This is a genomic window from Reyranella sp. (assembly GCF_965279625.1).
In the GTDB taxonomy this organism is placed as follows: domain Bacteria; phylum Pseudomonadota; class Alphaproteobacteria; order Reyranellales; family Reyranellaceae; genus Reyranella.
In genome coordinates this window covers 1,566,580-1,590,058 of record NZ_OZ257251.1, presented here as the reverse complement: position 1 = coordinate 1,590,058, position 23,479 = coordinate 1,566,580, and the positions used below count along the sequence as shown (strand labels likewise).

Below are 23,479 nucleotides of genomic sequence, written 5' to 3'. Positions count from 1 at the left end.
CGCGCTCAGCCCGTTCGGATCAGTCGAATTTCCACCTCGCGCTCCACGTACTTCCATTCCTCGCTCGCGCGCAGTTCGACCAGGAGGGCGTCGAACGCCGCCTCGTGCTCGGGCGCGAACTCGAACCAGGTGAGGAAGTCGAAGGGCTCGCCGAGGTCGCGGGCGTGGTGGAGGCGGCGCGCCACCGCCGGCAGGTACTTCATCGACAGGGCGATGTGGCGCGATCTGTCCTCGAAGATCGCCCGGCGCTCGTCCTGGGCCATCGACCACCAGGCTTCGGACTTGCGGATCGGGATCAGCGCCGCGCATGTGGCCTCGCTGCGGCCGAGCCCGGCCTGCACGCCGGCCAGTTCCTTCAGTTCGGCCGCCGTCGAATAGCGTGGATGGCTGACGACACCGCGCAGCCGCCACGCGGCGCCGGGGATGTCCGTCGGGGCGAGATGCGTCGCGGCGGCCAGGCCGGGACCGGAAACGGCCGACAGACGCTCGATGCGCCAGGGACCGGCGTCGCCGGCGGAGAAGGTGACGGTGAAGGGCGGCGGCATGGATCCATCCTAGCAAGACGCGCGCCGGCTGCTTGGCTATGAAGCGGCATGAGCCCGCACATCGTTCTCGCCACCGCCGCCGATGACTCCGCCATCACCCCATCCGACCGGCTCTACGCCGACGCGCTGGAGCGGCGCGGGTGCCGCGTCACGGGCGCGCCGTGGGACGGGCCGCGCGAGGCGTTCGCCGGCGCCGATGCCGTCGTGCTGCGCTCGACCTGGGGCTATTACCGCGCGCTCGATGACTTCAGGGCATGGACCGAGGCGATGGCCGCTTCGACGCGGCTGTTCAATTCCCTCGATCTGGTGCGCTGGAACCTGCGCAAGGACTACGTGGAAAAGCTCGCGGCGTCGGGCGTGCGCGTGCCGCGAAGCTTCGTCGTGCCCTGCGAGGTGTCGGCGATCGGCCGGGTCTTCGGGGAAACCGGCTGGTCGCAGGCCGTCGTCAAGCCGGCCAGCGGCGCGTCGGGCCATTCGGTCGAGTTGCTTGAGCGCGCGACCCTGGCCGGGCAGATCGCGGGCCTTGCCGACGAGGCGCGCCAGGCGGGCGTCGTGGTGCAGGAGTTCCTGCCGGAAATTGCCGAGGGCGAGCTCTCGCTGGTCTATTTCGACGGCGTCTTCAGCCACGCCATCCGCAAGCGGCCGCCGCCCGGCGAGTTTCGCACCAACTCGCGCTATAAGCCGACCCGCACCGCCGAAGCGCCGCCGCCCGAGGTTAGACACCAGGGCGCCGCCTGCCTCGCGACCCTGCCCGAGATGCCGCTCTATGCCCGGGTCGACGGCGTCGTGCGCGACGGCGTGGTGATCGTGATCGAGGTCGAGGTGCTGGAGCCAGCGCTGGCCCTAGACGTCGACCCGCCCTCGGCCGAACGCTTCGCGGAGGCCACGCTCAAGCGTCTCGTCTAGCTATCCCTGAACAGCGACGTAACCTCGGCCGGATCGGGCGCGACCTTCCAGCGGGCGCCGGCAGCTTCCACGAGCTGCCGCCACCCCTCCAGTCGGCGGGCGTAGCGCGCGGGATCGCGATTGTCGTCGGGGAGGCGGGTCACGTTGGTCGCGATCACGTCCATGTCGCGGAGGGTGGCAGGCAGTGCCGGATCGCGACGACAGGTGGGCGGCAGGTCTTCTTCGAGGTCGGAGAACAGCACGATGGTGCGCGTGGCCGCCTGTCGCGCTGCCAGATGCTGCGCGGCCTGCAGCAGGGCGCCGCGTATGTCGGTGTAACCCGCCGGCTTCGCGCGGCTGCCATAGTCCGCGAGCTTCTGCCCGTAGGCGCCAACGAGGCGCTGGCGTTCGGTCGGCCGGTCGGGCGCGGTGAAGCTCAGCAGGACCGCGTCGTCGGTGAAGCTGCAGGCCCCGATCTCCGCGACCGCGAAACTGTCATGCGCCCGCATGAAGCCCATCGTGACGCGCAAAGTGCGCAGCGCCTTATCGACCTCGCGGAAGTAGCTCTTCGACACGTCGAGCAGGCCATAGACCGCGGAGGCGGTGGCGCTGCGCTCCTCGCAGGCGGCGAGAGCCAGGGTGGACCCGGCCGTCGCCGTGGCCAACAGGCCGGCGTTGAAGAAGCGGCGGCCGAAGTCTGTCATGAGGAGCGCACCGTGCGGGAGGAGAGCAGAGCCCGCACAAGCCGCTCGACCACGAGCGGCAGGAAGATCACCAGGTCGTAGGCGGCAAGCGCCACGGCGAGCAGCCCTTCGACGAGAAAGCGCAGCAGGCGCACCGCGAAGGACAGGGACTCGAGGATGAAGCCCACCAGGAGCTGGAGCACGACGCGACCGTTGCGGATCAGCGCTTCGATGGCGAATCCCAGGAAGGCGAGGGCAAAGGGTATGATCAGGCCGAACGCCGCTTGCGCATAGCGCGCCATGGCGCCGGCGGCTTCGCCGGCTTCGGAGGGCGCCGTGCCGGCCAGGGTCCCCAGCAGTTCGCGTTCGAGCCGGGAGATCTCGTCGCGGGTGAGGGCGAGCGCCGCCTCGATCAGCGCCAGCACCACCAGCGCCGTAGTCATGACGACGATGATGGCGAGCCGTTGCCCCTTCTTCTGTTCCAGCCGTTCGAACTGGGGGAACATGGTCGTCACGCCCAGCGCCTCCAGCAGCACGATGCCGACGGCGACCTCGAGCACGATGATCGCCAGGGCCGCCAGCCGGTAGATCGGCACGCCCATGAGGCGATAGGAATCGCCCACCACCTCGGCCATCGGCCTTTCGAGAAGCGCGAAGTTGAGCCATCCCGCGATTCCCACGGCCAGGATCAGCACGATCGCGAAGACGAAGCCGATGCCGGTCGAATGGCCGAGCTTCACCTCGCGGGGCGGCGCCGGCGAAGCCTGACGGGCGTGAAGCAGGAGGCCATAGGATTCGATCACCTGCCGATGTTCGGCGACATTCGCCTCGAGGCGCTCGAGCGCGGCCTGCGCCTTGGGATCGTCCGGGCGCTGGCGATCGACGAGGCGATGGACGTCGCGGATTTCGGCCGGCAGGCGCGGCTGCAGTTCCGCTTCCTTCATGCCCGCCGTCAGCCTCTCGTATCGCGCATTCGCCGAGGAGGCGCCGAAGCCGATCCAGCGCTCGACGAGACGAAGCGTGTGCGCGGCCAGAAGGAAGGCTGCACGCAGCAGGCGGTGGGCCGCGTCGCGCGCCAGATAGAGCAGGACGATGCCACCGGCCAGAAAGGCGAGATGCGTCCCGTCGGAAAGCCACGCCTGCAACGCTTCCACCATGCCGCGACAGATGATGTGCGATATCGCCAAAACAAAGGCGCTCGGCTGCGCGCGAAGGCGATGGTCTTCACTGTGTCAGGTATCGCACAGCACCGCGTCGCGACGACGCGGAACCACATTGCTGCCAACATTCCGACCAACTCTCCGCCCGCGCCGACGCGAGCTCAGCGTCCTGCTTCTTCCCAACCCAGTCCCCAGAGGACCTCCCCGGAATGCCCCATCCGCAGGCTTTCATGGCACAGCGCCCCTATGAGCAGATTCGCCCCGCCGCCTCGGCGGGCCGCCCTTGGAAGACCGTCGGAATGTGTTTCGGCAGTCTGGTCGTCCTGGCGATGGTCAGCCTGCTGGCGTTGCCCGCGAAGAAGACCTCGCAACGTGTGGCCGGCGAACTCGACCTCTACCCTGAATCGGGAACGCCGGTGGCGCTGATGGCTGCGCCGGAAGCGCCGGAAGTGCCGGTGACCGACATCGCGACGGTCCTTCCCGGTCCCGAGCTGGCGGATCCAGCGCCGCCGGATTTCGCACCACCGCATGTCGAAGCGGCGATCGAATTGCAGAAGGGCGATACCGTCGCCCGTGTTCTCGCGCGGCTGGGCATCGAGGCTGCCGACGTGGCCGAGATCGTCGCGGTCCTCGCCGCTCGCGTGCGTCTGGATCGGCTACCGATCGGTCAGGCTCTGATCGTGAAGCTCCGGCAGCTCCATGAAGAGAAGGCGACGGTCCTGGTCGGGCTGTCGATCCGCCCCGAGCCGCAGCGTGCGTTCAACGTCGAGCGCGACGATGACGGCAGCTACAGCCTGGAGGAGGAGGTCTTCGAGGTCGCGCCCAGGCTCATGCGCGCATCGGGCGAGGTCGATGGATCGGTGATTGGCAGCGCGGAAGCGGCCGGCGTGCCGCACGGACCTCTGGCGGAGATGCTTCGCGCCTTCTCGTGGGACGTTAACTTCCAGCACGACATCAAGCCCGGCGACCGGTTCGACGTGCTGGTCGAGCGTTCCTGGACCAGCGATGGCAGGCCCGCGGATGACGGGCGCGTGCTGTGGGCCGAGATCACCACGGGCGGTGGGGCCGAAACCTACAGCATCTACCGGTTCGACCCGCAGGACGGCGAAGAGTTCTTCTACAATCGCGAGGGCGAAAGCGTGGTCAAGGCGCTGTTGCGCACGCCGCTGAACATGAGCCGTATCTCCTCCCGCTTCGGCCTGCGCCAGCATCCGGTCCTGCGGTTCACGCGGCTGCATGCGGGCATCGACTTCGCCGCACCGCCGGGCACGCCGATCCTCGCTGCCGGTTCAGGACACGTGATCGAGGCCGGGCGGTTCGGCGGCTATGGCAACTGGGTCAAGATCGGCCACGACGGGGGCCTCGCCACCGGCTACGCGCACATGTCGCGCATCGCGCCGGGCGTGAAGCGCAGCGCCCGCGTGCGCCAGGGCCAGGTGATCGGTTATGTCGGCAGCACCGGCCTCTCGACCGGGCCCCACCTGCACTTCGAGTTGCATCGCGGGGGCCGGCCCATCGATCCGCTCACCATGGCGCGCACCGCACAGCGCACGCGGCTCGCCGGCAAGGATCTCGAACGCTTCAAGGAGCAGATCGCGGAAACGGATCGGGCCCGCGAAACGGCGGCGGCTCCTGGCGGCGAAGAGAGCAACTAAGCAAGCGGATGCCCAGGACCCGCGCCCTCTTCGTTGTCCTGCTCGCCGCGTCGGCGACGGTGCAGGGCGGCGGAGCGGCGCTCGCGGCGGACTGCGAGAGCGGCGTCCTCGACGGTGGCGAGGGCGGCATGAACGTGCTGGTCTACCAGCTCTGCGCCGATCGCCTGACAGTGGGATTTCGCGACAGCGAGGTCGTCGAGGAGATCACCTGCGGACCGGCCGGAAGCGTCCATCTCTGGATGTCGACCGATCACGAGATCTGCGGCTCGCCGCCGGCCCCCGACACGCCCAGAATCTACGACCTCCTGGAGCCGCTGCGCGGTGTCGGCGGGACATCCTCGGCGCCGGTCGCCAAGCGCCTGACCTGCGGAGGCACGTCGGGCCGCGCGACGATCGTCGTGTCCGACGCGCGGGCCGCACTGCTGGCGACGCGAACCGGAGACACGATCTACGAGCAGGTGAGCCGGCGTTTCATCCGGCAGTGCGTTTCTCCCGGTGTCTAACGAGGACGAGGTTCCGGCGAAGGGGAAAGCTCCAGCCGGCGTGTAATGCCGATCGCCTCAAGGAACGCCTCGTCATGGCTCACCACCAGCAGCGCACCGTCATAGGCACGCAGGCCGGCCTCGATCGCTTCGATCGACGCGATGTCGAGATGGTTGGTTGGCTCGTCGAGAATCAGGAGCGGGGGCGGCCTGATTCCGCCCAGCACGCAGGCGAGGCCGGCGCGCAGCATCTGGCCGCCGCTCAGCGTCGATACGATCTGCAACGCGGCATCGGCGCGGAAGATGAAGCGGGCGAGGGCTGAGCGGCAGGCATTCTCGTCGGCGCCTGGATTGAGGCCGAGGAAGTTGTCGCGGATCGACAGCGACGGATCGAGCAGGCTCACCTGCTGGTCGAGCATCGCGAAGTCCGTCGTCATCCGCACGTTGCCAGAACGGGCGGCGAGCTTGCCTGTGACGAGCGCGAGCAGCGTCGTCTTGCCTGAACCGTTCGGTCCGGTGATCGCCACGCGCTCCGGGCCGGTGAGGGTGAACGACAGGCCGTCGATAATCGGGCGCGCCATGCCGTAGCCGGCGCTCACGGCGTCGAGACGCAGCACGAGCTTGCCGGCCGGCAGGCCGGTCGACGGCAAGGTCATCGACAAAGGCTGCAGGACCTCGATGCGTTGGCGCGCCGCGGCGGCATCGTCTAGCGCCTGCGTGCGTCGCCGCTCGGCGACACGTGCATTGTCGCCCGAGGTGCCCTCGGCGCGGTTCTGGCGCGCACCGGCCAGGATGCGTGGCATGTCGCCCTTGGCCCGCTTGCGCTGGCCAGCGCCGTCCTTGCGCGCCTTGCTCTCTGCTGTCGCCTGCGCCGAGCGCGTCACTTCGGCCACCCGGCGTTCGGCGTCGTCGAGGTCGTGCCGTGCGGCGGCGAGCTCCAGCGCCTTGCGCTCGCGATAGTGACTCCAGTTGCCGCCGTAGCGGGCGACGCCCAGCGAGGTCATTTCGACGATAGCGTCCATCGTCTCGAGCAGCGCGCGGTCATGGCTGACGACGATCGCGCTCGCCCGCCATGTCGATAGCAGCTCGATCACGGACGCGCGCCCCGCGCGATCGAGATTATTGGTGGGCTCGTCCAGCAGGATGAAGTCCGGCTCGGCCAGGACCAGTGCGCACAGGGCGGCGCGCGTGCGCTGCCCGCCGGAAAGCGCCGACAGCAACGTCGATGGCTCGGCGTCGAGCTCGACGCGACGGAGCGCCGATGCGATACGCGTTTCGATCGTCCAGTCGGCCGAAGCCAGCTCGTCGGCGGTGGCGCGGCCTTCCTCGGCACGGCGCAGCACGTCGAGTGCGCCCGTGACGCCGATCAGGTCGGCCAGTGTCTCGTCGGCAGAGACCTGCACGTTCTGCCGCAGGACGCCCAGCGTACCGGTGGTCGATACCGTTCCCGCCTGCGGCGCAAGCATGCCGGCGATGATCCCGAGCAGCGTCGACTTGCCGACGCCGTTGCGGCCGACGAGGCCGGTGCGGCCGCCGTCGAAACTCAGATCCAGATTCGAGAAGAGGGCGCGGCCGTCAGGCGTGGTCGCGGTGAGGCCGGTAAGCGTGATGGAAGGCATGCAAATGGAGTCCCCTGATGGCAAGGCGAGCGGGCGTTGCGGTCAGGTGGAAATCCATTGCGAGTGCATCCGTTTCAGCTGTCGGGACACTCAAATAGGCGCTGTGTTTGTCCCGATCAAGGCGAAGGACGACGCGCTTCGGCACCGGCTTCTGGTTTTGCTTCTTCCGAGTTGGACCTACTTCGTGGTGGCGTCCCAGCGGCAGCCGCGATTCTTTTCGGTGACGACCAGTGTCCTCGGCGATCTGGAGGCGTCAGCAACGACATCGAGGCGCACGCCCGAGAGGGTGAAGACGCTCGTGTAGACGCCGGGGCTCGTCTGCTTGAGCGTATCGCTAATGCCGCCTGCCAGCTTGAGCAGGGCCTTGTCGCCCTGGAGAGTGACCGAGTGAACGCGCGAAAGCTGGGCGTCGAGACTGCGGCAGCCCGCCAGATTCGCGTCGGAGGCGGCCATGCGGAATTCGATGGGTGCATCCTGGGCGTAAACGGCCGACCCCGTCATGCCGAAGAGCAACGCGGTAATGACAACTGATTTCATGGTGACTCCGATCGTCCGGGCTGACGGGACGTGAACGTCTCGTGGGACACCGGTGATCGGGCAATAATCGATGCGTAACAACGGTTCGGGCGATACGTCATCTGCATCGATACCGACTTGCCTGCGGCAGGACGCCTGCACCCTTTCCGTCAGTCATTTCGGCTGGCGGCGCCGCAGGCGCGAGCGCCCACGTCGCCTCAGCGTCCCTTCATTGGCCTAATCCGCCAAGCGTGCCGGTGCCGGAGCCGGAGCCGGCGCCTGCTTATCCCGTGAGGCGCTGACCGCCGATGCGATGGTCCTTCAGGATCTCCGGCCGGAACGACAGCCCGTGACCGGGCCGCTCCGGCGGCGACATGGTGCCGTCCTGGGCGGGCAGGACCGGCTCGATCCAGAGATCGTCGTTCCAGTCCATATATTCGAGGTAGCTGGCATTGGGGATCGAGGCGAGCACATGGACCATCTGCTCGTGGAACAGGTGCGGCGCCAGGCGAATGCCGTAGGGCTCGGCCATCGACGCGATCTTGCGCAGTTCCGAGTAGCCACCGCGCATCGGGTCGGGCTGCAGGATCGGCGTGCCCGGATGCTCGAAGAAGGGTCTGAGGTCGTTCCGCATGAAGTGACTCTCGCCACCGACCACGCGCGTCTTCAGCGCAGCGGCGATGCGGCGGTAGCCCGCGAAGTCCTCTGCCACGACCGGCTCCTCCAGCCAGTAGGGATCGAACTCGTCGATGCGGTGGCCGGCCTGGATGGCGGTGTCGGCATCCCAACCCATGTTGACGTCGATCATGATCTCGATGCCGTCGCCCATCGCCTCGCGCATCGCCTTCACGTTCTCGACGTCCTCGCGCCACGGCCGGATGTGGGCGACCTGCATCTTGATGGCCTTCAGCCCCTGGGCGGTGAATTCCTTGGCGCGCCGGATCATGCCGTCGCGGCCGAGGCCTCGGAAGCAGCCCGACCCGTAGGCCGGGATCTTGGTGCGCGCGGCGCCCCACAGGCGGAACAGCGGCAGGCTGGCGCGCTTGCCCACGATGTCCCACAGCGCCATGTCGACCGCGCTCTGGGCGACCAGGGTGACGCCCATGCGGCCCAGCCAGAAATTGTTCTTGTAGAGGGTCTGCCAGATGCCTTCGATCTCGGTGGCGTCGCGGCCGATCACATAGGGCGCGACCAACTCCTTCATGCAGGCGTCCAGCGTGTGCAGCCCGCCATGCAGCGGCATCAGATAGCTCATGCCGATCAGTCCACCCTGCGTCTCGATCTCCAGCACGAAGATCTCGCGCGGCCCCGGCGCCAGGATGCCGGCGGCCGGCGGCGACGACCGCCATGGCACCTGCAGGAGCGTCGTGCGCAGTTCGGTGATCGTGGTGGCGGTGGTCATAAGGCTTTTCCTTCCAGCTTCGGTCGTCTTCTGACCGCAGTGATCATTGCGGCATACGTCGATTGCCAGGAATCTACCGCGTCCTTTGACAGGTGTCGCGCCGGCCTGGTTAGGCGTATGGTCCCGGCCCTCCGAAAAGGCCGAGTCATGACGTCATCCAACCGAGTCTATCTCTTCGATACCACCCTGCGGGACGGGGCCCAGACGCAAGGCGTCGATTTCACCGTGGCCGACAAGGCCGCGATCGCGCGCGAGCTCGACCGGTTGGGCATCGACTATATTGAAGGTGGCTGGCCGGGCGCCAATCCCACCGACGACCGGTTCTTCGCCGATCCGCCGGAGTTCCAGAACGCCAAGTTCGTGGCCTTCGGCATGACCCGCCGGGCTGGCCGCAGCGCCGCCAACGATCCCGGCCTGGCCGCGATCCTGCAGACCAAGGCGCGCAACGTTTGCATGGTCGGCAAGACCTGGGACTTCCATGTCGATGTCGCCCTCGAGGTCGATCGTGGCGAATATCTCGAGATGATCTCCGACTCGCTCGCCTATGCGAAGACGCGCATGGAAGAGACGATGTTCGACGCCGAGCATTTCTTCGATGGCTACAAGGCCAATCCCGATTATGCCATGGCCTGCCTCGCCGCCGCCGAGAAGGCGGGCGCGCGCTGGATGGTGCTCTGCGACACCAACGGCGGAACCCTGCCGCACGAGATCGAGCGCATCGTGGGCGAGGTCACCAAGAAGATCCCGGGCGACCGGCTCGGCATCCACACGCATAACGACACCGAGAACGCCGTGGCCAATTCGCTGGCTGCGGTACGCGCCGGCGTCCGCCAGGTCCAGGGCACGATCAACGGGCTGGGCGAGCGCTGCGGCAATGCCAACATGATCGCGCTGATCCCCAATCTCGTGCTGAAGATGGGCTTCGACACCGGGCTGAAGGACGGGGCGCTGCAGCGGCTCACGCACCTGTCGCGCCTGCTCGATGACCGGCTGAACATGCCGGCCAACCGCAGCGCGGCCTATGTCGGCACGCGCGCCTTCGCCCACAAAGGCGGGCTGCATGTATCGGCCGTCGAGAAGGACCCCAAGACCTACGAGCATGTCGACCCGGAAGTCGTCGGCAATCAGCGCATCATCGTCGTCAGCGACCAGGCCGGCCGGTCCAACATCATGGCCCGCTTCCGCCAGATCGGCCTCGAAGTCGATCCCAAGCATCCGGGCGTCGCGCGCCTGCTCGAGATCGTGAAGGACCGTGAGTCCGAGGGCTATGCCTATGACGGCGCGGACGCGAGCTTCGAGCTGCTGGCGCGGCACGAGTTACAGACCGTGCCCGACTACTTCGCTCTGCAGAGCTTCCGCGTGCTGGCGGAGCGGCGGGTCAATGCGCGCGGCCAGACCGTGGCGCTCTCGGAGGCGACGGTGAAGCTCGACATCGCCGGCCGCCGCGCGATGGAGGTGGGCGAAGGCAACGGCCCCGTGAACGCGCTCGATGCTGCGCTGCGAAAGGCACTCGTGCCAGTCTATCCGGAGCTCGAGGACATGCGGCTGGTCGACTTCAAGGTCCGCATCCTCGATTCGGCAGGCGGTACGGCGGCAACGACGCGCGTCATGATCGAGAGTGCGGATGCGAAGGGCCGACGCTGGAGCACGATCGGCGTGTCGCCCAACATCGTCGACGCTTCCTACAACGCACTCCACGACGCCCTGACCTACAAGCTCTTCCGCGATGGAGCCCGGCCGGCGCAGCCGGCGTAGCAGCACCTCCGGCGCAGCCCGCGTAGCAGCACCTCCGGCGCAGCCGGCGTAGCAGCCATGCCGCACCTGCCGGTTGACCTGCGGTAGAGCGGGGCAGACCATATAAGCGTGCGAGACGGAGAGCATCTGGACACCCAGACACCGCCCATCGCGGCGGCTGCCCTGCGCCGTCCGCGGCTGGGCGTCCGCGTGCTCGCGCGTGCCTTCATGTGGGCGCTGCCGGCGATCGTGCTGGCCGCCACGCTGTTCGTCTGGCTATCGTCGGGCGGCAGCGTCACCACCGACAACGCCTATGTGAAAGGCGACCGCGCCCAGATCGCGACCCAGCTTTCCGGCCTCATCGTCGACGTGCCGGTGCACGAGAACGAGAAGGTCTCGCGCGGCCAGCTCCTGTTCCGGCTCGACGATCAGTCCTACCGTCATGCGCTGACCCGCATCGAAGCCGAGACCGAGACCGTACGCGCTGAAATCCGCGGCCTGCGCGCCCAATGGCGGACCAAGCGCGAGGAGATCAAGGCGGCGCTCAGCCAGCAGACCTTCGCCCAGGCCGAGTTCGACCGGCAGTCGGAACTCGCCGAGAAGAAGGTCGCCTCCACCGCCAAGCTCGAGGAGGCCCGCATGGGCCTCGAGATCGCGCGCCAGCGCATCTCGGCGGCCCAGGAAGATCTGCTGCGCATCGAGGCGGCTCTGGCGGGCGATCCCAAGATTCGCGCCGACGACCATCCGCGCGTGCGCCAGATGATGGCGATGCGCGAGGAGGCGCTGCTGCAGCTCCGCCGCACCACGATCGAATCGCCGATCGACGGTATCGTCAGCAAGCGTCCGGTGCCGGGCAGCTATGCCACCGCGGGCGTGCCGGTGATGGTGATCGTGGCCGACAGCGATCTCTGGATCGAGGCCAACTTCAAGGAGACCGAGCTCACGCGCGTGCGGGCGGGCCAGAAGGTGCTGATCCATGTCGACACCTATCCCGACTCCGAATGCTGGGGCACGGTGTCGAGCATCTCGCAGTCGACCGGCGCGGAGTTCGCCGTGCTGCCGCCGCAGAACGCCACCGGCAACTGGGTGAAGGTGGTCCAGCGCATTCCCGTCCGCCTCTCGGTCGCCTGCCGCGAGGGCGACCCGCCGCTTCGCGTCGGCATGAGCACGACCGTTTCGGTCGAAACCGGTCACACGCGCTCTCTGGCCAGCCTGTGGGCGGGCTGGTCCAAATCGCTCGGACTCTCGGGCGCGCCCGCTTCGCCGAAGCCCTAGCCTATGGCGCCGGCCGTCGACCCGGCGGTCCTGCGCCGCCGCCGCCTGATCACCTTCACGGTGATGGCCGCCACCATCATGCACGCGCTCGACGGCACCATCGCCAACGTGGCGCTGCCGTCGATCCAGGGCTCTCTCTCGGCGACGCAGGAGCAGGTCTCCTGGGTCGTCACCTCTTATATCGTGGCCTCCGCCATCCTGACGCCGCTGGCCGGCTTCTGCGCCATGCGCTTCGGGCTGCGCCGGACGCTGGCGACCTGCGTGATCGGCTTCACCATCGTGTCGATGATGTGCGGCGCCGCCCAGACGCTCGACCAGCTCGTCCTGTTCCGCGCCCTGCAGGGCGGCTTCGGCGCGGCCCTGGTGCCGGTGTCGCAGGCCATCATGATGGATACCTATCCGCGCGAGGAGCAGGGCAAGGCGATGGCCATGTGGGGCGTCGGCACGATGCTGGGCCCGATCGCCGGACCGTCGCTGGGCGGCTGGCTGACCGACGAATTCTCCTGGCGCTGGGTGTTCTACGTCAACCTGCCGGTCGGCGTCCTATGCGCCGTCGGTATCCTGGCCCTCGTGCGCGACAACGTGCACGGCGCGCCGCGGCGCTTCGACCTGATGGGCTTCACCCTGCTGGCAGTCGCCATCGGCTCCTTCCAGCTCATGCTCGACCGCGGCCATATGCTCGACTGGTTCGACTCGGTCGAGATCATCGGCGAGACGCTGGTCGCGGCCGTCGCCTTTGCCATGTTCGTGATCCACATGTTGACCGACCGGCAGCCGTTCCTGTCGCGCGAGCTGTTCCGCGATCGCAACCTCACGGTCGGGCTCTGCTTCACGGCGCTCGCGGGCCTCGTGCTGATCGTGACGGCGACGCTGATGCCGCCGTTCCTGCAGCAGCTCATGGGCTATCCGGTGTTCACGACCGGCGTGGTGCTGGCGCCGCGCGGCGCCGGGATGATGGTGGCGATGATGATGGTGTCGCGCCTGATCGGCCGCATGGATGCGCGCCTGCTGATCGGTACCGGCTTCGCGCTGGCGGCGGTGTCGCTCTACGACATGACGCTGTTCAATCTCAATGTCAGCGAGGGCCGCATCGTCTGGAACGGCATCCTGCTGGGCTTCGGGCTCGGTCTGGTATTTCCGCCGCTCACCGTTCTCACTTTCGCCACCCTGCCGCAGCGCCTGCGCACCGAGGGGGCGGCGGTGAACGCGCTGCTGCGCAACCTGGGCGCCAGCATCGGCATCGCCGTGCTGGTCTCGATGCTGGCCAGCAACACCCAGCAGAACCGCGCCGACATGGTCGAGAAGTTCACGCCCTATCATCCGGGCTGGCCGATGAATCCCACCGGGGTCAGTCTCGACCCGACGCAGCTGGCGCTCTGGGACGGCGAGATCACCCGCCAGGCCGCGCTGATCGGCTACCTCAATGACTTCCGCATCATGATGATCTGCTCGCTGGTGCTGATCCCGCTGCTCTTCCTGATGCGACGCCCGGCCCTTATCGGCGGCCGCTAACCACGTTATACGGCGGCATGGGACGCGCATCGAAGGGCCGCGACGTCGCCGCCGTCACACCGGCGGTCATCCTCGTACGCCCGCAACTTGGAGAGAATATCGGCATGGCCGCGCGCGCCATGCTGAATTGCGGCCTGTCGACGCTCAGGCTGGTCGCGCCGCGCGATGGCTGGCCCAACGAGCGGGCGCAGCGCGCCGCCTCGGGGGCCGACATCGTGCTGGAGAAGGCCGAGGTGTTCGAAAGTGTGGGCGAGGCAGTCGCCGACCTCGAGCATGTGGTCGCCACCACGGCGCGCAACCGCGAGCTGGTGCAGCGCATCCTGACGCCGCGCCAGGCCGCGTCCGAGATGCGCGGCTGGATCGGGCGGGGCGAAGGCGTCGGCATCATGTTCGGGCCCGAGCGGACCGGTCTCGAGAACGACGACATGGTGCATGCCGACACCGCCCTCTCGATCCCGCTCAATCCGCAATTCTCCTCGCTGAACATGGCGCAGGCCGTGCTGCTGGTGGCCTACGAATGGACCGCCGCCGCGGATACGACGCCGTCCGTGCGTCTGGCCGACCATGCGACCCGGCCCGCGACCAAGGAGGAACTGCAGAGCCTGTTCGACCATCTCGAGCGTGCGCTCGACCAGTCGGGCTTCCTGCGGAACAAGGAGATGCGGCCGTCCATGGTGCTCAATCTGCGGGCGCTGCTGCAGCGCGCCGAGATGACCGAGCAGGAGGCCCGCACCTTCCACGGCGTCATCAAGTTCCTGTCCAAGAAACAGCACGAGGAATAGCCATGTCCACCACCGCCAAGATCTCCTGGGTCGACGGCGCGCTGCTGGTCGCCGAAGGCGGCAGCGGTCACACGATCACCATGGACGGCGCCCCCGACATCGGCGGCCGCAACCTCGCGTCGCGGCCGATGGAGGTCCTGCTGATGGGCATGGGCGGCTGCACCGCCATCGACGTGGTCTCGATGCTGAAGAAGCAGCGTCAGGACATCGAGGGCGTCGAGGTCTCGCTGGTCGCCGAGCGGGCCGAAGAGCATCCCAAGGTCTACACCTCGGTGAAGCTGGTCTACACGGTGCGCGGGCGGAAGCTGAACAAGGCGCTGGTCGAGCGGGCGGTCAGCCTGTCCGACGAAAAGTACTGTTCGGCCACCGCTATGGTAAAGAAATCCGCCGCCGTGACCCATGAAATCGTTCTGGTGGAGATCTAAGTATCTGATATTGCAGGATTAACGCCTGCTTGACTGGCCGGAAGCGGCCAGTATGTTCCCCGCTTCTTCCGGAGAACGTGGTTGAGAGCCGTTCGGGCTCTCCTCCCGCCCCGACTTACGTGTCGGACCAAGGCCTATCCGGACAACACGGCGTACCCGCGAAGCGGGGCGCATAATGACGGAGTGCAGCGTGAGCAAGCGCGCAAATTCGAAGTACAAGATCGACCGCCGCCTCAGGGTGAACCTGTGGGGCCGTCCCAAGAGCCCGCTCAACAAGCGTGAATACGGTCCCGGCCAGCACGGCCAGGGTCGCACCAAGCCGACCGACTACCGCCTCCAGCTCATGGCGAAGCAGCGCCTCAAGGGCTACTACGGCTCGGTCAGCGAGCGTCAGCTCCGCCGCTATTACGCCGAAGCCGTCCGTCGCAAGGGCGACACCGGCGAGAACCTGGTCGAGCTGCTGGAGCGCCGCCTGGACGCGGTGATCTACCGCATGAAGTTCGCCATCACCGTCTTCGCCTCGCGCCAGCTCGTCAGCCACGGCCACGTCAAGGTCAACGGCCGCCGCGTGAACATCGCGTCGTACCAGGTGAAGGACAACGACGTCATCGAGCTGACCTCCAAGGCCAGCCAGATGGAGCGGGTCCTCGAGGCGACGCAGACCGCCGAGCGCGACGTTCCAGAATACGTGACGGCCGACCACAAGGACATGAAGGGCACCTACGTGCGCGGGCCGAAGCTCGCGGACGTGCCGTACCCGGTCCAGATGGAGCCCTCGCTGGTCGTCGAGTATTACAGCCGGTAATCTGCCGACTCCCGAAAGAAACGAAAAACCCGCCCGATTGTGGCGGGTTTTTTGCATCAAATTTCCCCGCTAGAGTGGCCGTTCCGGCTGTCCGCCGGGACACGGGAGCCTTATAATCCCGGCGGGGCTTGGGGTCTTGGGAGACTAAGGAATGGGAATCGTCCGTGCGGCGGTCTTCGCCTCGATCATTGCGATCGGCGGGGCAGCCTACGTCTATCGCGATGACGTCATGCGCCAGGTCGGGCCGCATCTCGGTATGGGCAAGGAAGCCAAGGCCGCCGAAAACCAGGCCAGTCCCGCTGCCGGCGCCCAGCCGCAGGGACGTCGCGGCCGCGCCAACCCCGGAGCTGGCGTCCCGGTCGTCGTCACCACGATCGGCAAGAAGCCGATGTCGGTGGTGATCGAGGCGGTCGGCACGGTCCAGGCCATCGCCTCCATCCAGATCAAGCCGCGGATGGACAGCCAGATCATGAAGGTCAACGTCGAGGAGGGCGCCCTGGTCAAGGAGGGCGACCTGCTTTTCGAACTCGACAACCGCACCCTCAAGGCCCAGCTCGGCATGCTCGAGGCGCAGATCCGCAAGACCAAGGCGCAGATCGAGCAGGCCAAGCGCGACAATGAGCGCGCCGACGGGCTCTTGAGCAAGGGCGCCGGCACGGCCGTGCAGCGCGATACCAGCGCGACCAATCTGAAGTCGCTGGAAGCCCAGCTCGAATCCGACGAGGCCAACCGCCAGGCGACGCTGACCCAGCTCAGCTACACCGAAATCCGGGCGCCCGTGTCGGGTCGCATCGGCTCGATCAGCAGCAAGGCCGGTACCGTCGTGCGCGTCGCCGACAACACCGCCACCGCCACGCTGGCCGTCATCAACCAGGTCAATCCGATCTTCGTCAGCTTCGCGATCCCGCAGGTCCTGCTGCCCGACCTCCGCGCCGCCATGGCCAAGGGTCCGGCCCGCGTCGACGCGATCGTGAACGACAAGCGCCAGTCCGGCACGATGGCGTTCATCGAGAACACGGTCGATCCCAACACCGGCACCGTCACCGCCAAGGCGCGCATCGACAATGGCAACGAGGGCCTGTGGCCCGGCCAGTTCGTCAAGGTCGAGGTCATCCTGGGCGTCGAGCCGGAAGCGATCTCGGTCTCGGCCGCGGCGGTCCAGCTCGGGCCGCAGGGGCCCTACGTGTTCGTCGTGAAAGACGGCGTCGCCGATGTCCGCCCGGTCGTGATCAAGCGCACGCAGGGTGGCGTATCTGTGATCGGCACCGGCCTCGAGGACGGTGAATCGGTCGTGATCGACGGCCAGCTTCGTCTGGTCAGCGGTGCGCCGGTCATTATCCGGCCGCCGACGGCGCCCGCGCCGGCCTCGCCCACGGCGCCTGCCGCCGCCGCTTCGAAGCCCCGCGGCTAACCCGGACGGAGAGCGGATATGTCACTTTCGGCTCTCTGCATTCGCCGTCCGGTCATGACCATCCTGCTGATGGCGATGATCGTCATCGCGGGCATCTTCGGCTTCAAGCAGCTTCCCGTCGCCGCCGTCCCCCGCGTCGACTTCCCCACCATCCAGGTCCAGGCCCAGCTCCCGGGCGCCAGCCCCGAGACGATGGCGGCCTCGGTCGCCTCGATCCTCGAGCGCCAGTTCGCGACCATCGCCGGCGTCACGTCGATGACCTCGACCTCGTCGCTCGGCAACACCGCGATCGTCCTCCAGTTCGACCTCAACCGCAGCATCGACGGCGCTGCGCTCGACGTTCAGTCGGCGATCTCCTCGGCGATGCGCCGCCTGCCGGTCGAGCTGCCGACGCCGCCCAGCTTCCGCAAGGTCAACCCGGCCGACTTCCCGATCATGTTCCTGGCGCTGAAGTCGAGCCAGGTCCGTCTGTCCGACGTCGATGCCTTCGCCAACCGCGCGATCCTGCCGCGCATCTCCACCCTGCCGGGCATCGCCCAGGTGCTGATCTTCGGCACGCAGAAATACGCCGTGCGCGTGCGCGCCGACCTCGACCAGCTCGCGGTGCGCGGCCTGACCTTGCAGGAGCTGCAGAACGCCATCGTCGCGGCCAATTCGAGCAAGCCGATCGGCGCCATCGCCGATTCCCGCCAGAGCTCGATCCTCGACGCAACCGGTCCGATCAACAAGGCGGCCGACTACATGCCGATCGTCGTGAGCTGGCAGAACGGCGCCCCCGTCCGCCTGTCCGACGTGGCGACCGCCATCGACGGCGTCGAGAACGACAAGGTCGCGAGCTGGCTCGACGGCACGCGCGCCATCCTGCTGGCGGTCTACCGCCAGCCCGACGCCAACACCGTCGAGGTGGTCAATCGCGTCAAGGCCATGCTGCCCGCTATCCAGGCGGAGATGATCAGCGGCGTCGAGATCAGCATCCTGAACGACCGCTCTGTCTCGATCCGGGAGGCCATCGAGGATGTCGAGTTCACGCTCGTTCTGGCCGGCATCCTGGTCATCATCGCCATCTATTTCTTCCTGCGCAGCGTCCGCGCGACCATCATCCCGGCCATCGCGCTGCCGATCTCGGTGATCGGCACCTTTGCCGGCATGTATCTGTGCGGCCATTCGATCGACAACATCTCGCTGCTGGCGCTGACCCTGGCGGTCGGCTTCGTGGTCGACGATGCGATCGTCATGCTGGAGAACATCGTCCGCCACATCGAGGCGGGCGAGAAGCCGTTGGACGCCGCCTTCAAGGGCTCCAAGGAAGTGGGCTTCACCATCGTGTCGATGACGCTGTCGCTGGTCGCGGTGTTCATCCCGGTGCTGTTCATGGGCGGCGTCGTCGGCCGCATGTTCAACGAGTTCGGACTGGTCATCAGCATGGCCATCCTGATCTCGGGCGTCGTGTCGCTGACCTTGACGCCGATGCTGTGCTCGCGGCTGCTCAAGCCGATCGACCACCATGAGAAGCACAACGCCTTGCTGCGGCTCTTCGAGTGGAGCTTCAACAAGGTCACGGAGGGCTACTCATGGTCGCTCCGGCGGGTCGTGAAGCTGCCGAAGATCGTGCTGGCGATCACGCTCGGCACCTTCCTGCTGACCGCCTACCTGTTCCAGACCATTCCGAAGGGCTTCTTCCCGTCCGAGGACATCGGCCAGATCACCGGCTCGACCGTCGGTCCCGATGACGCCTCTTTCGACGCCATGGTGGCACGCCAGGGCGCGCTCGCCGAGGTCATCAAGCGCGACCCCGACGTCGTCTCGGTCATGTCGACCGTCGGTGGCGGCAACGCGGCCAGCACCGTCAACTCGGGCCGCATCTTCATCACCCTGCGCGACAAATCCGAGCGCAAGGCGACGGCGCTCGAAGTCATCGCCCGCCTGCGCCGGGCGTCGGCCACGGTGCCCGGCATCAACATCTTTTACCAGCCGATCCAGTCGATCAACATCGCGACCACGCAGAGCCGCGCGCAGTACCAGTTCGGCATGCGCTCCAGCAGTCTGGCGCAGCTGCGCGAATATGCGCCGCTGATGGAAGAGCGCATGAAGCGCATCCCGTCGCTGACCGACGTGAACTCCGATCTCCAGGTCAAGGCGCGCTCGACCGTGATCGACGTCGACCGCGACACGGCCTCGCGCCTCGGCCTCTCGGTCGACCAGATCCGCCTGCTGCTCTACTCGGCCTTTGGAACACGGCAGGTCTCGACCATCTACGCGCCCGACGATACCTATCAGGTCATCCTCGAGGCGGACCCGAAGTACGCCGACACCAACGACGTGCTGCGACGCATGCAGGTCCGCACGCCGACCGGTGGCCTGGTGCCGCTCGACACGGTGGCCAAGCGCAACGACAAGCCGACCTCGCTGACCGTCAACCACATCGCCCAGCTGCCGGCGGTCATCATCTCGTTCAACCTCGCGCCCGGCGTGGCGCTGGGCGACGCGGTGAAGGACATCGAGGCGGTGGCCCGCGAAGTGGGACTGCCGACCAGCATCGCCACCAGCTTCGAGGGCAGCGCCCAGGTGTTCCAGCAGGCCGTGGCCAACCAGGGCATGCTGCTGTTCGCCGCGATTCTCGTGATCTACCTGATCCTGGGTATCCTCTACGAGAACTTCATCCATCCGCTGACCATCCTTTCGGGTCTGCCGTCGGCCGGCATCGGCGCGCTGATCACCCTGCAGCTCTTCGGCATGGACCTCAGCGTCATCGCGCTGATCGGCGTGGTCATGCTGATCGGCATCGTGAAGAAGAACGCGATCATGATGGTCGACTTCGCCCTCGAACGACGGGCGCAAGGCGCGTCGGCCGAGCAGGCGATCGTCGAGGCGGCGGAATTGCGTTTCCGTCCCATCATGATGACGACGACCTGCGCGCTGCTGGGCTCGCTGCCCATCGCGCTGGGCCACGGCGCCGGCGCCGAGCTGCGCCAGCCGCTCGGTGTCACGGTCGTTGGCGGCCTGCTCGTGTCGCAGTGCCTCACGCTCTACATCACGCCCGTCGTCTACATGTGGTTCGACAAGCTGACCGGCATGAAGTTCAGCCCCGGCTGGGCCAAGCGCTGGCGCACCAAGGACCGCGGCCAGGCAACGCCGACCGCGCCGCCGCCGGCGGCCCCGGCCGAGTAACGGCGCGCCCCTCTGAAGAGGGCTGCTTCTTGTCGTCCTGGGCGCAGCGAAGGACCTCACATGGCGGCCAGAGAATGCGTAGCGGACGGGAGATCCTTCGCTGCGCTCCAGGGCGGGGTTACCCCGCCCGCGATGACAACGATTGCGAGTAGCGTTCCATGACTGACGAGATCGGCGCCTTTGTTCCCGGACCGCGTGTGCATATCGAGGGCCGTGCCGGCGGTCCGCTGTCGGGCCTCACCTTCGCGGCCAAGGACGTCTTCGCGGTCGCGGGCGTGGCGACCGGTGGCGGCAACCACGACTGGCCCACCGGGCGTCCCATCCCCGACAAGCATTCCTGGGCGGTGCAGACGCTGCTCGATGCCGGCGCGACCCTGATCGGCAAAACCATCACCGACGAAGTCTCGCTCGGCATCCTGGGCGAGAACGCCTTCGACGGTACCCCGAAGAACGTCCGTGCTCCCGGTCGCGTGCCGGGCGGTTCGTCCTCGGGCTCTGCTGCCGCGGTAGCCGCGGGGATCTGCGATACCGCACTCGGAACCGATACCGGCGGCTCGGTGCGCGTGCCTTCCAGCTTCTGCGGGCTCTACGGCATCCGCCCGACGCACGGCCGCGTCGACGTGACCGGCATGCTGCCCCAGGCGCCGACCTCCGATACGACCGGATGGTTCGCCCGCGACGCCGAGACCTTCGCGAAGGTCTGCGCCGTGATGCTTGGCGAGGAGATTCCGACGGCGTTGCCCGCGAAGCTCGTCGTCGCGGTCGACGCTTTCGGCTTCGCCGATGCCGACACGTCGGAGGCGCTTCAGCCGATGGTGAAGAAGCTCGCCGCCCTCATCGGTTCGAGCCGCGAAGAGATCATGGCGCCGCAGGGCCTGTCGGTCTGGTCGCGCGCACAGCGCACGCTGCAGCCCGCCGAAGCCTATGCGACGTTCAGGAGCTGGCTCGACGAGCGCAATCCTCGCTTCGCCTTCTCGGTCGCCAAGGCGCTGGTGACCGGCTCGATGATCCCCGAGGGCGACAAGGTCTGGGCCAACCTGATGCGCCAGGAAGCGCGCAGCCGCATGAAGTATCTGCTGCCGGCCGGCACCATCCTCTGCCTGCCGACCACGCCGTTTCCGGCGCCCAAGGTCGGGCTGCCGCTTTCGGTGCTGGACCCGTTGCGCGACCGTATCACCTGCCTCTGCGCGCAGGGCGGGCTGGCGGGCTTTCCGCAGGTCAATCTGCCCGGCGCCACGACGGTTGACGGTCTGCCGGTCGGCCTGTCCATCATCGGTCCGCGTGGCAGCGATGCGACCCTGGTGGCCGTCGCCCGCGCGATGGAGAAGGCGGCGGGCTGATCCGCGCCTTCGAGAAGGAGGCGTCTTGGCGAGCGAAAAGCAGAAGATGCTGGCGGGCGAGCTCTACGTCGCGACCGGCGAGGAGCTGGCTGCCGACGCGCGCCGTGTCGCCGAATGGATGGATCGCTACAACGCCTCGATCGCGGCCACGCAGAAGAACTATCCGGCGCTGCTGCGCGAGATGCTGGCCGAGGTGGGCGAGGGCGCCTACATCCGGCCGCCCTTCCATTGCGACTACGGCTACAACATCAGCCTCGGCAAGGGCGTGTTCCTCAACTTCAACTGCATCATCCTCGACGTGGTGAAGGTCAGGATCGGCGACCGCACGCAGATTGGGCCCGGCGTGCAGATCCTGACCGCGGACCATCCGCGTGATCCCGCGCAGCGTCGCGCCGGCCTGGAATTCGGGCGGCCGGTGAAGATCGGCGCCGATGTCTGGATCGGCGGCGGCGCCCTCGTGCTGCCGGGCGTCACCATCGGTGACGAGGTGATCGTGGGCGCCGGCGCCGTCGTGACCCGCGACGTGCCGGCGGGTGCTACTGTCGTGGGCAATCCAGCAAGAGTGAGGTGAGCGTGACGGATCTGACGCCGAATATTCCCGAAGTCGTGGCCGAGGTGCGCGAATTGTTCGAACGCTACGAGCAGGCGTTGATCGACAAGAACGTGGAGGTGCTCGACGCCACCTTCTGGAACAGCCCGCACACGATCCGTCTCGCCAACCACGAACATGGTTACGGCTTCGACCGCATCCATGCCTTTCGCGTCGCCCGTCCGCCGGGGCCCGGCTCCAAGGAAAAGCGGCTGCGACTCGACATCGTCACCCTGGGCCGCGACATCGCGACGGTCTCGCTGGTCTACAAGGTGCGCGGCAGGGAGATGACCGGCCGGCAGACGCAGACCTGGGTGCGCCTGCCCGACGTCGGCTGGAAGGTCGTCCACGCTCACGTCTCGATGATCGCCGAAGAGCCGATCCACTAACGAGCGCTTGCGAGGGAGGAAACGATGTCCCAGCCCGGCGAGAGCCTTGGCAATGTGATGAATCCCGATCCCGCCTGGGTGGCCAAGGTGAGCGAGCCCGCGCTCGAGCCTGATCTGCCGATCGTCGATCCGCATCACCATCTCTGGCAGCGCACCGGCAACGACTATCTGTTCCACGACCTGCTGGCCGACACCCGGACCGGCCACAGGATCGTGGGCACGGTGTTCGTCGATTGCCATTCGATGTATCGCAAGGACGGGCCTGCCGAGCTGCGCTGCATCGGCGAGACCGAGTTCGCCAACGGCGTCGCGGCGATGAGCGCGTCGGGTCTCTATGGGGACTTGCGCGCCTGCGCCGGGATCGTCGGCCATGTCGACCTGCGCCTCGGCGAAAAGGCGGGCGACGTGTTCGACGCCCAGATCGCCGCCGGCAACGGCCGCTTCAAGGGCATCCGCCACCAGACCGGCTGGGACGCCGATCCGGGCATCCGCAACTCCCGCAACGATCCGCCGCCCGAGCAGACCCGCGACCTGACCTGGCGCGAGGGCTTCCGTGAACTGGCGAAGCGCGACCTGACGTTCGACGCCTGGCTCTACCATCCGCAGATCCTCGAGATCGCCGAACTGGCAGATGCCTTCCCCAACACGACGATCATCCTCGACCATGTCGGTGGGCCGCTCGGATATGCCGGGTATGCCGGCCGTCACGACGAGGTGCGTGCGGCCTGGAGGACGTCGATGGCCGAGCTGGCGAAGCGTCCCAACATCGTGGTGAAGGTCGGCGGGCTCGGCATGGCGATGGGCTTCTTCGATTTCTATCGTCGTCCGATGCCCCCGGGCTCGCAGGAACTGGCCGAGGCGTTCAGGCCGTGGGTTGAGACCACGATCGGCCTGTTCGGCGTCGACCGCTGCATGTACGAGAGCAACTTCCCGGTCGACAAGATCACCTCGGGCTATGGCGTCCTCTGGAACGCCTTCAAGCGACTGTCGTCCGGTGCTTCGGCGTCGGAGAAGAAGGCCTTGTTCTCGGGCACGGCGACGCGGGTCTACGGGCTGGCGCTTTAGACACACCCGCGTGCTGAGCGGAGCGCAGCCTAGTCGA

At 67.4% G+C, this 23,479-nt stretch carries 21 protein-coding genes; 15 read left to right on the top strand and 6 right to left on the bottom strand.

Annotated elements, in window-relative coordinates:
- Positions 1–5 precede the first annotated feature (5 nt).
- Positions 6–545: a chlorite dismutase family protein gene (locus ACQY78_RS07765; RefSeq protein WP_428684320.1), complete on the bottom strand. Its 540-nt coding sequence runs from the start codon at positions 543–545 to the stop codon at positions 6–8.
- 48 nt (positions 546–593) lie between these two features.
- On the opposite strand from ACQY78_RS07765, the gene ACQY78_RS07760 reads away from it, so the two are divergent.
- On the top strand, positions 594–1,451 hold the full coding sequence (locus ACQY78_RS07760; protein ID WP_428684318.1) for an ATP-grasp domain-containing protein: 858 nt from the start codon (positions 594–596) through the stop codon (positions 1,449–1,451).
- On the opposite strand, the gene ACQY78_RS07755 is transcribed toward ACQY78_RS07760, so the two are convergent.
- A complete protein-coding gene (locus ACQY78_RS07755) occupies positions 1,448–2,134 on the bottom strand; it encodes a vWA domain-containing protein (RefSeq protein ID WP_428684316.1) in 687 nt (228 codons plus the stop codon). The two genes, ACQY78_RS07760 and ACQY78_RS07755, sit on opposite strands and share 4 nt — an antisense overlap.
- On the bottom strand, positions 2,131–3,270 hold the full coding sequence (locus ACQY78_RS07750; RefSeq protein ID WP_428684314.1) for a hypothetical protein: 1,140 nt from the start codon (positions 3,268–3,270) through the stop codon (positions 2,131–2,133). The genes ACQY78_RS07755 and ACQY78_RS07750 overlap by 4 nt, the downstream gene beginning before the upstream one ends.
- Before the next feature lie 233 nt (positions 3,271–3,503).
- On the opposite strand from ACQY78_RS07750, the gene ACQY78_RS07745 reads away from it, so the two are divergent.
- Both ACQY78_RS07745 and ACQY78_RS07740 read left to right on the top strand, forming a co-directional pair.
- The gene (locus ACQY78_RS07745) at positions 3,504–4,928 is read left to right on the top strand and encodes a M23 family metallopeptidase (protein WP_428684312.1); all 1,425 of its coding nucleotides are present in this window, start codon (positions 3,504–3,506) and stop codon (positions 4,926–4,928) included.
- Between the two features lie 8 nt (positions 4,929–4,936).
- Positions 4,937–5,431 (top strand): hypothetical protein, encoded by a 495-nt coding sequence (locus ACQY78_RS07740; protein WP_428684310.1) that lies wholly within the window; start codon positions 4,937–4,939, stop codon positions 5,429–5,431.
- Here the strand turns inward: ACQY78_RS07740 and ACQY78_RS07735 are convergent.
- From ACQY78_RS07735 to ACQY78_RS07725, 3 genes are all read right to left on the bottom strand, one after another.
- On the bottom strand, positions 5,428–7,029 hold the full coding sequence (locus ACQY78_RS07735) for an ABC-F family ATP-binding cassette domain-containing protein (RefSeq protein ID WP_428684308.1): 1,602 nt from the start codon (positions 7,027–7,029) through the stop codon (positions 5,428–5,430). The genes ACQY78_RS07740 and ACQY78_RS07735 overlap by 4 nt on opposite strands.
- 177 nt (positions 7,030–7,206) lie before the next feature.
- Complete coding sequence (locus tag ACQY78_RS07730; protein ID WP_428684306.1) at positions 7,207–7,566, bottom strand: hypothetical protein; 360 nt, start codon at positions 7,564–7,566, stop codon at positions 7,207–7,209.
- Positions 7,567–7,828: 262 nt separating this feature from the next.
- Positions 7,829–8,947 (bottom strand): mandelate racemase/muconate lactonizing enzyme family protein, encoded by a 1,119-nt coding sequence (locus tag ACQY78_RS07725; RefSeq protein WP_428684304.1) that lies wholly within the window; start codon positions 8,945–8,947, stop codon positions 7,829–7,831.
- A gap of 147 nt (positions 8,948–9,094) precedes the next feature.
- On the opposite strand from ACQY78_RS07725, the gene cimA reads away from it, so the two are divergent.
- From cimA to ACQY78_RS07665, 12 genes are all read left to right on the top strand, one after another.
- Positions 9,095–10,702: a citramalate synthase gene (gene cimA, locus ACQY78_RS07720; protein ID WP_428684302.1), complete on the top strand. Its 1,608-nt coding sequence runs from the start codon at positions 9,095–9,097 to the stop codon at positions 10,700–10,702.
- 108 nt (positions 10,703–10,810) lie between these two features.
- Positions 10,811–11,956, top strand: a complete 1,146-nt coding sequence (locus ACQY78_RS07715) for an HlyD family secretion protein (RefSeq protein WP_428684300.1) — start codon at positions 10,811–10,813, stop codon at positions 11,954–11,956.
- A gap of 3 nt (positions 11,957–11,959) precedes the next feature.
- Positions 11,960–13,468, top strand: coding sequence for a DHA2 family efflux MFS transporter permease subunit (locus ACQY78_RS07710; protein ID WP_428684298.1), 1,509 nt, complete (start codon positions 11,960–11,962; stop codon positions 13,466–13,468).
- Between the two features lie 17 nt (positions 13,469–13,485).
- Complete coding sequence (locus tag ACQY78_RS07705) at positions 13,486–14,250, top strand: RNA methyltransferase (protein ID WP_428684296.1); 765 nt, start codon at positions 13,486–13,488, stop codon at positions 14,248–14,250.
- 2 nt (positions 14,251–14,252) lie between these two features.
- On the top strand, positions 14,253–14,675 hold the full coding sequence (locus ACQY78_RS07700) for an OsmC family protein (RefSeq protein WP_428684294.1): 423 nt from the start codon (positions 14,253–14,255) through the stop codon (positions 14,673–14,675).
- A 190-nt stretch (positions 14,676–14,865) separates the two neighbouring features.
- Positions 14,866–15,480 carry a 30S ribosomal protein S4 gene (gene rpsD / locus ACQY78_RS07695; protein ID WP_298317368.1) on the top strand — a complete coding sequence of 205 codons (615 nt, stop codon included), beginning with the start codon at positions 14,866–14,868 and terminating at the stop codon, positions 15,478–15,480.
- A gap of 151 nt (positions 15,481–15,631) precedes the next feature.
- Complete coding sequence (locus ACQY78_RS07690) at positions 15,632–16,891, top strand: efflux RND transporter periplasmic adaptor subunit (protein WP_428684291.1); 1,260 nt, start codon at positions 15,632–15,634, stop codon at positions 16,889–16,891.
- An 18-nt stretch (positions 16,892–16,909) separates the two neighbouring features.
- Positions 16,910–20,059, top strand: coding sequence for an efflux RND transporter permease subunit (locus ACQY78_RS07685; protein ID WP_428684289.1), 3,150 nt, complete (start codon positions 16,910–16,912; stop codon positions 20,057–20,059).
- Positions 20,060–20,217: 158 nt separating this feature from the next.
- Positions 20,218–21,399 carry an amidase gene (locus tag ACQY78_RS07680; RefSeq protein ID WP_428684287.1) on the top strand — a complete coding sequence of 394 codons (1,182 nt, stop codon included), beginning with the start codon at positions 20,218–20,220 and terminating at the stop codon, positions 21,397–21,399.
- Positions 21,400–21,445: 46 nt separating this feature from the next.
- Entirely contained in the window at positions 21,446–21,970 is a 525-nt protein-coding gene (locus ACQY78_RS07675) for a sugar O-acetyltransferase (protein WP_428686339.1), read from the top strand.
- A gap of 2 nt (positions 21,971–21,972) precedes the next feature.
- The gene (locus ACQY78_RS07670) at positions 21,973–22,377 is read left to right on the top strand and encodes an AtzH-like domain-containing protein (RefSeq protein ID WP_428684285.1); all 405 of its coding nucleotides are present in this window, start codon (positions 21,973–21,975) and stop codon (positions 22,375–22,377) included.
- A gap of 24 nt (positions 22,378–22,401) precedes the next feature.
- On the top strand, positions 22,402–23,442 hold the full coding sequence (locus tag ACQY78_RS07665) for an amidohydrolase family protein (protein WP_428684283.1): 1,041 nt from the start codon (positions 22,402–22,404) through the stop codon (positions 23,440–23,442).
- Positions 23,443–23,479 lie beyond the last annotated feature (37 nt).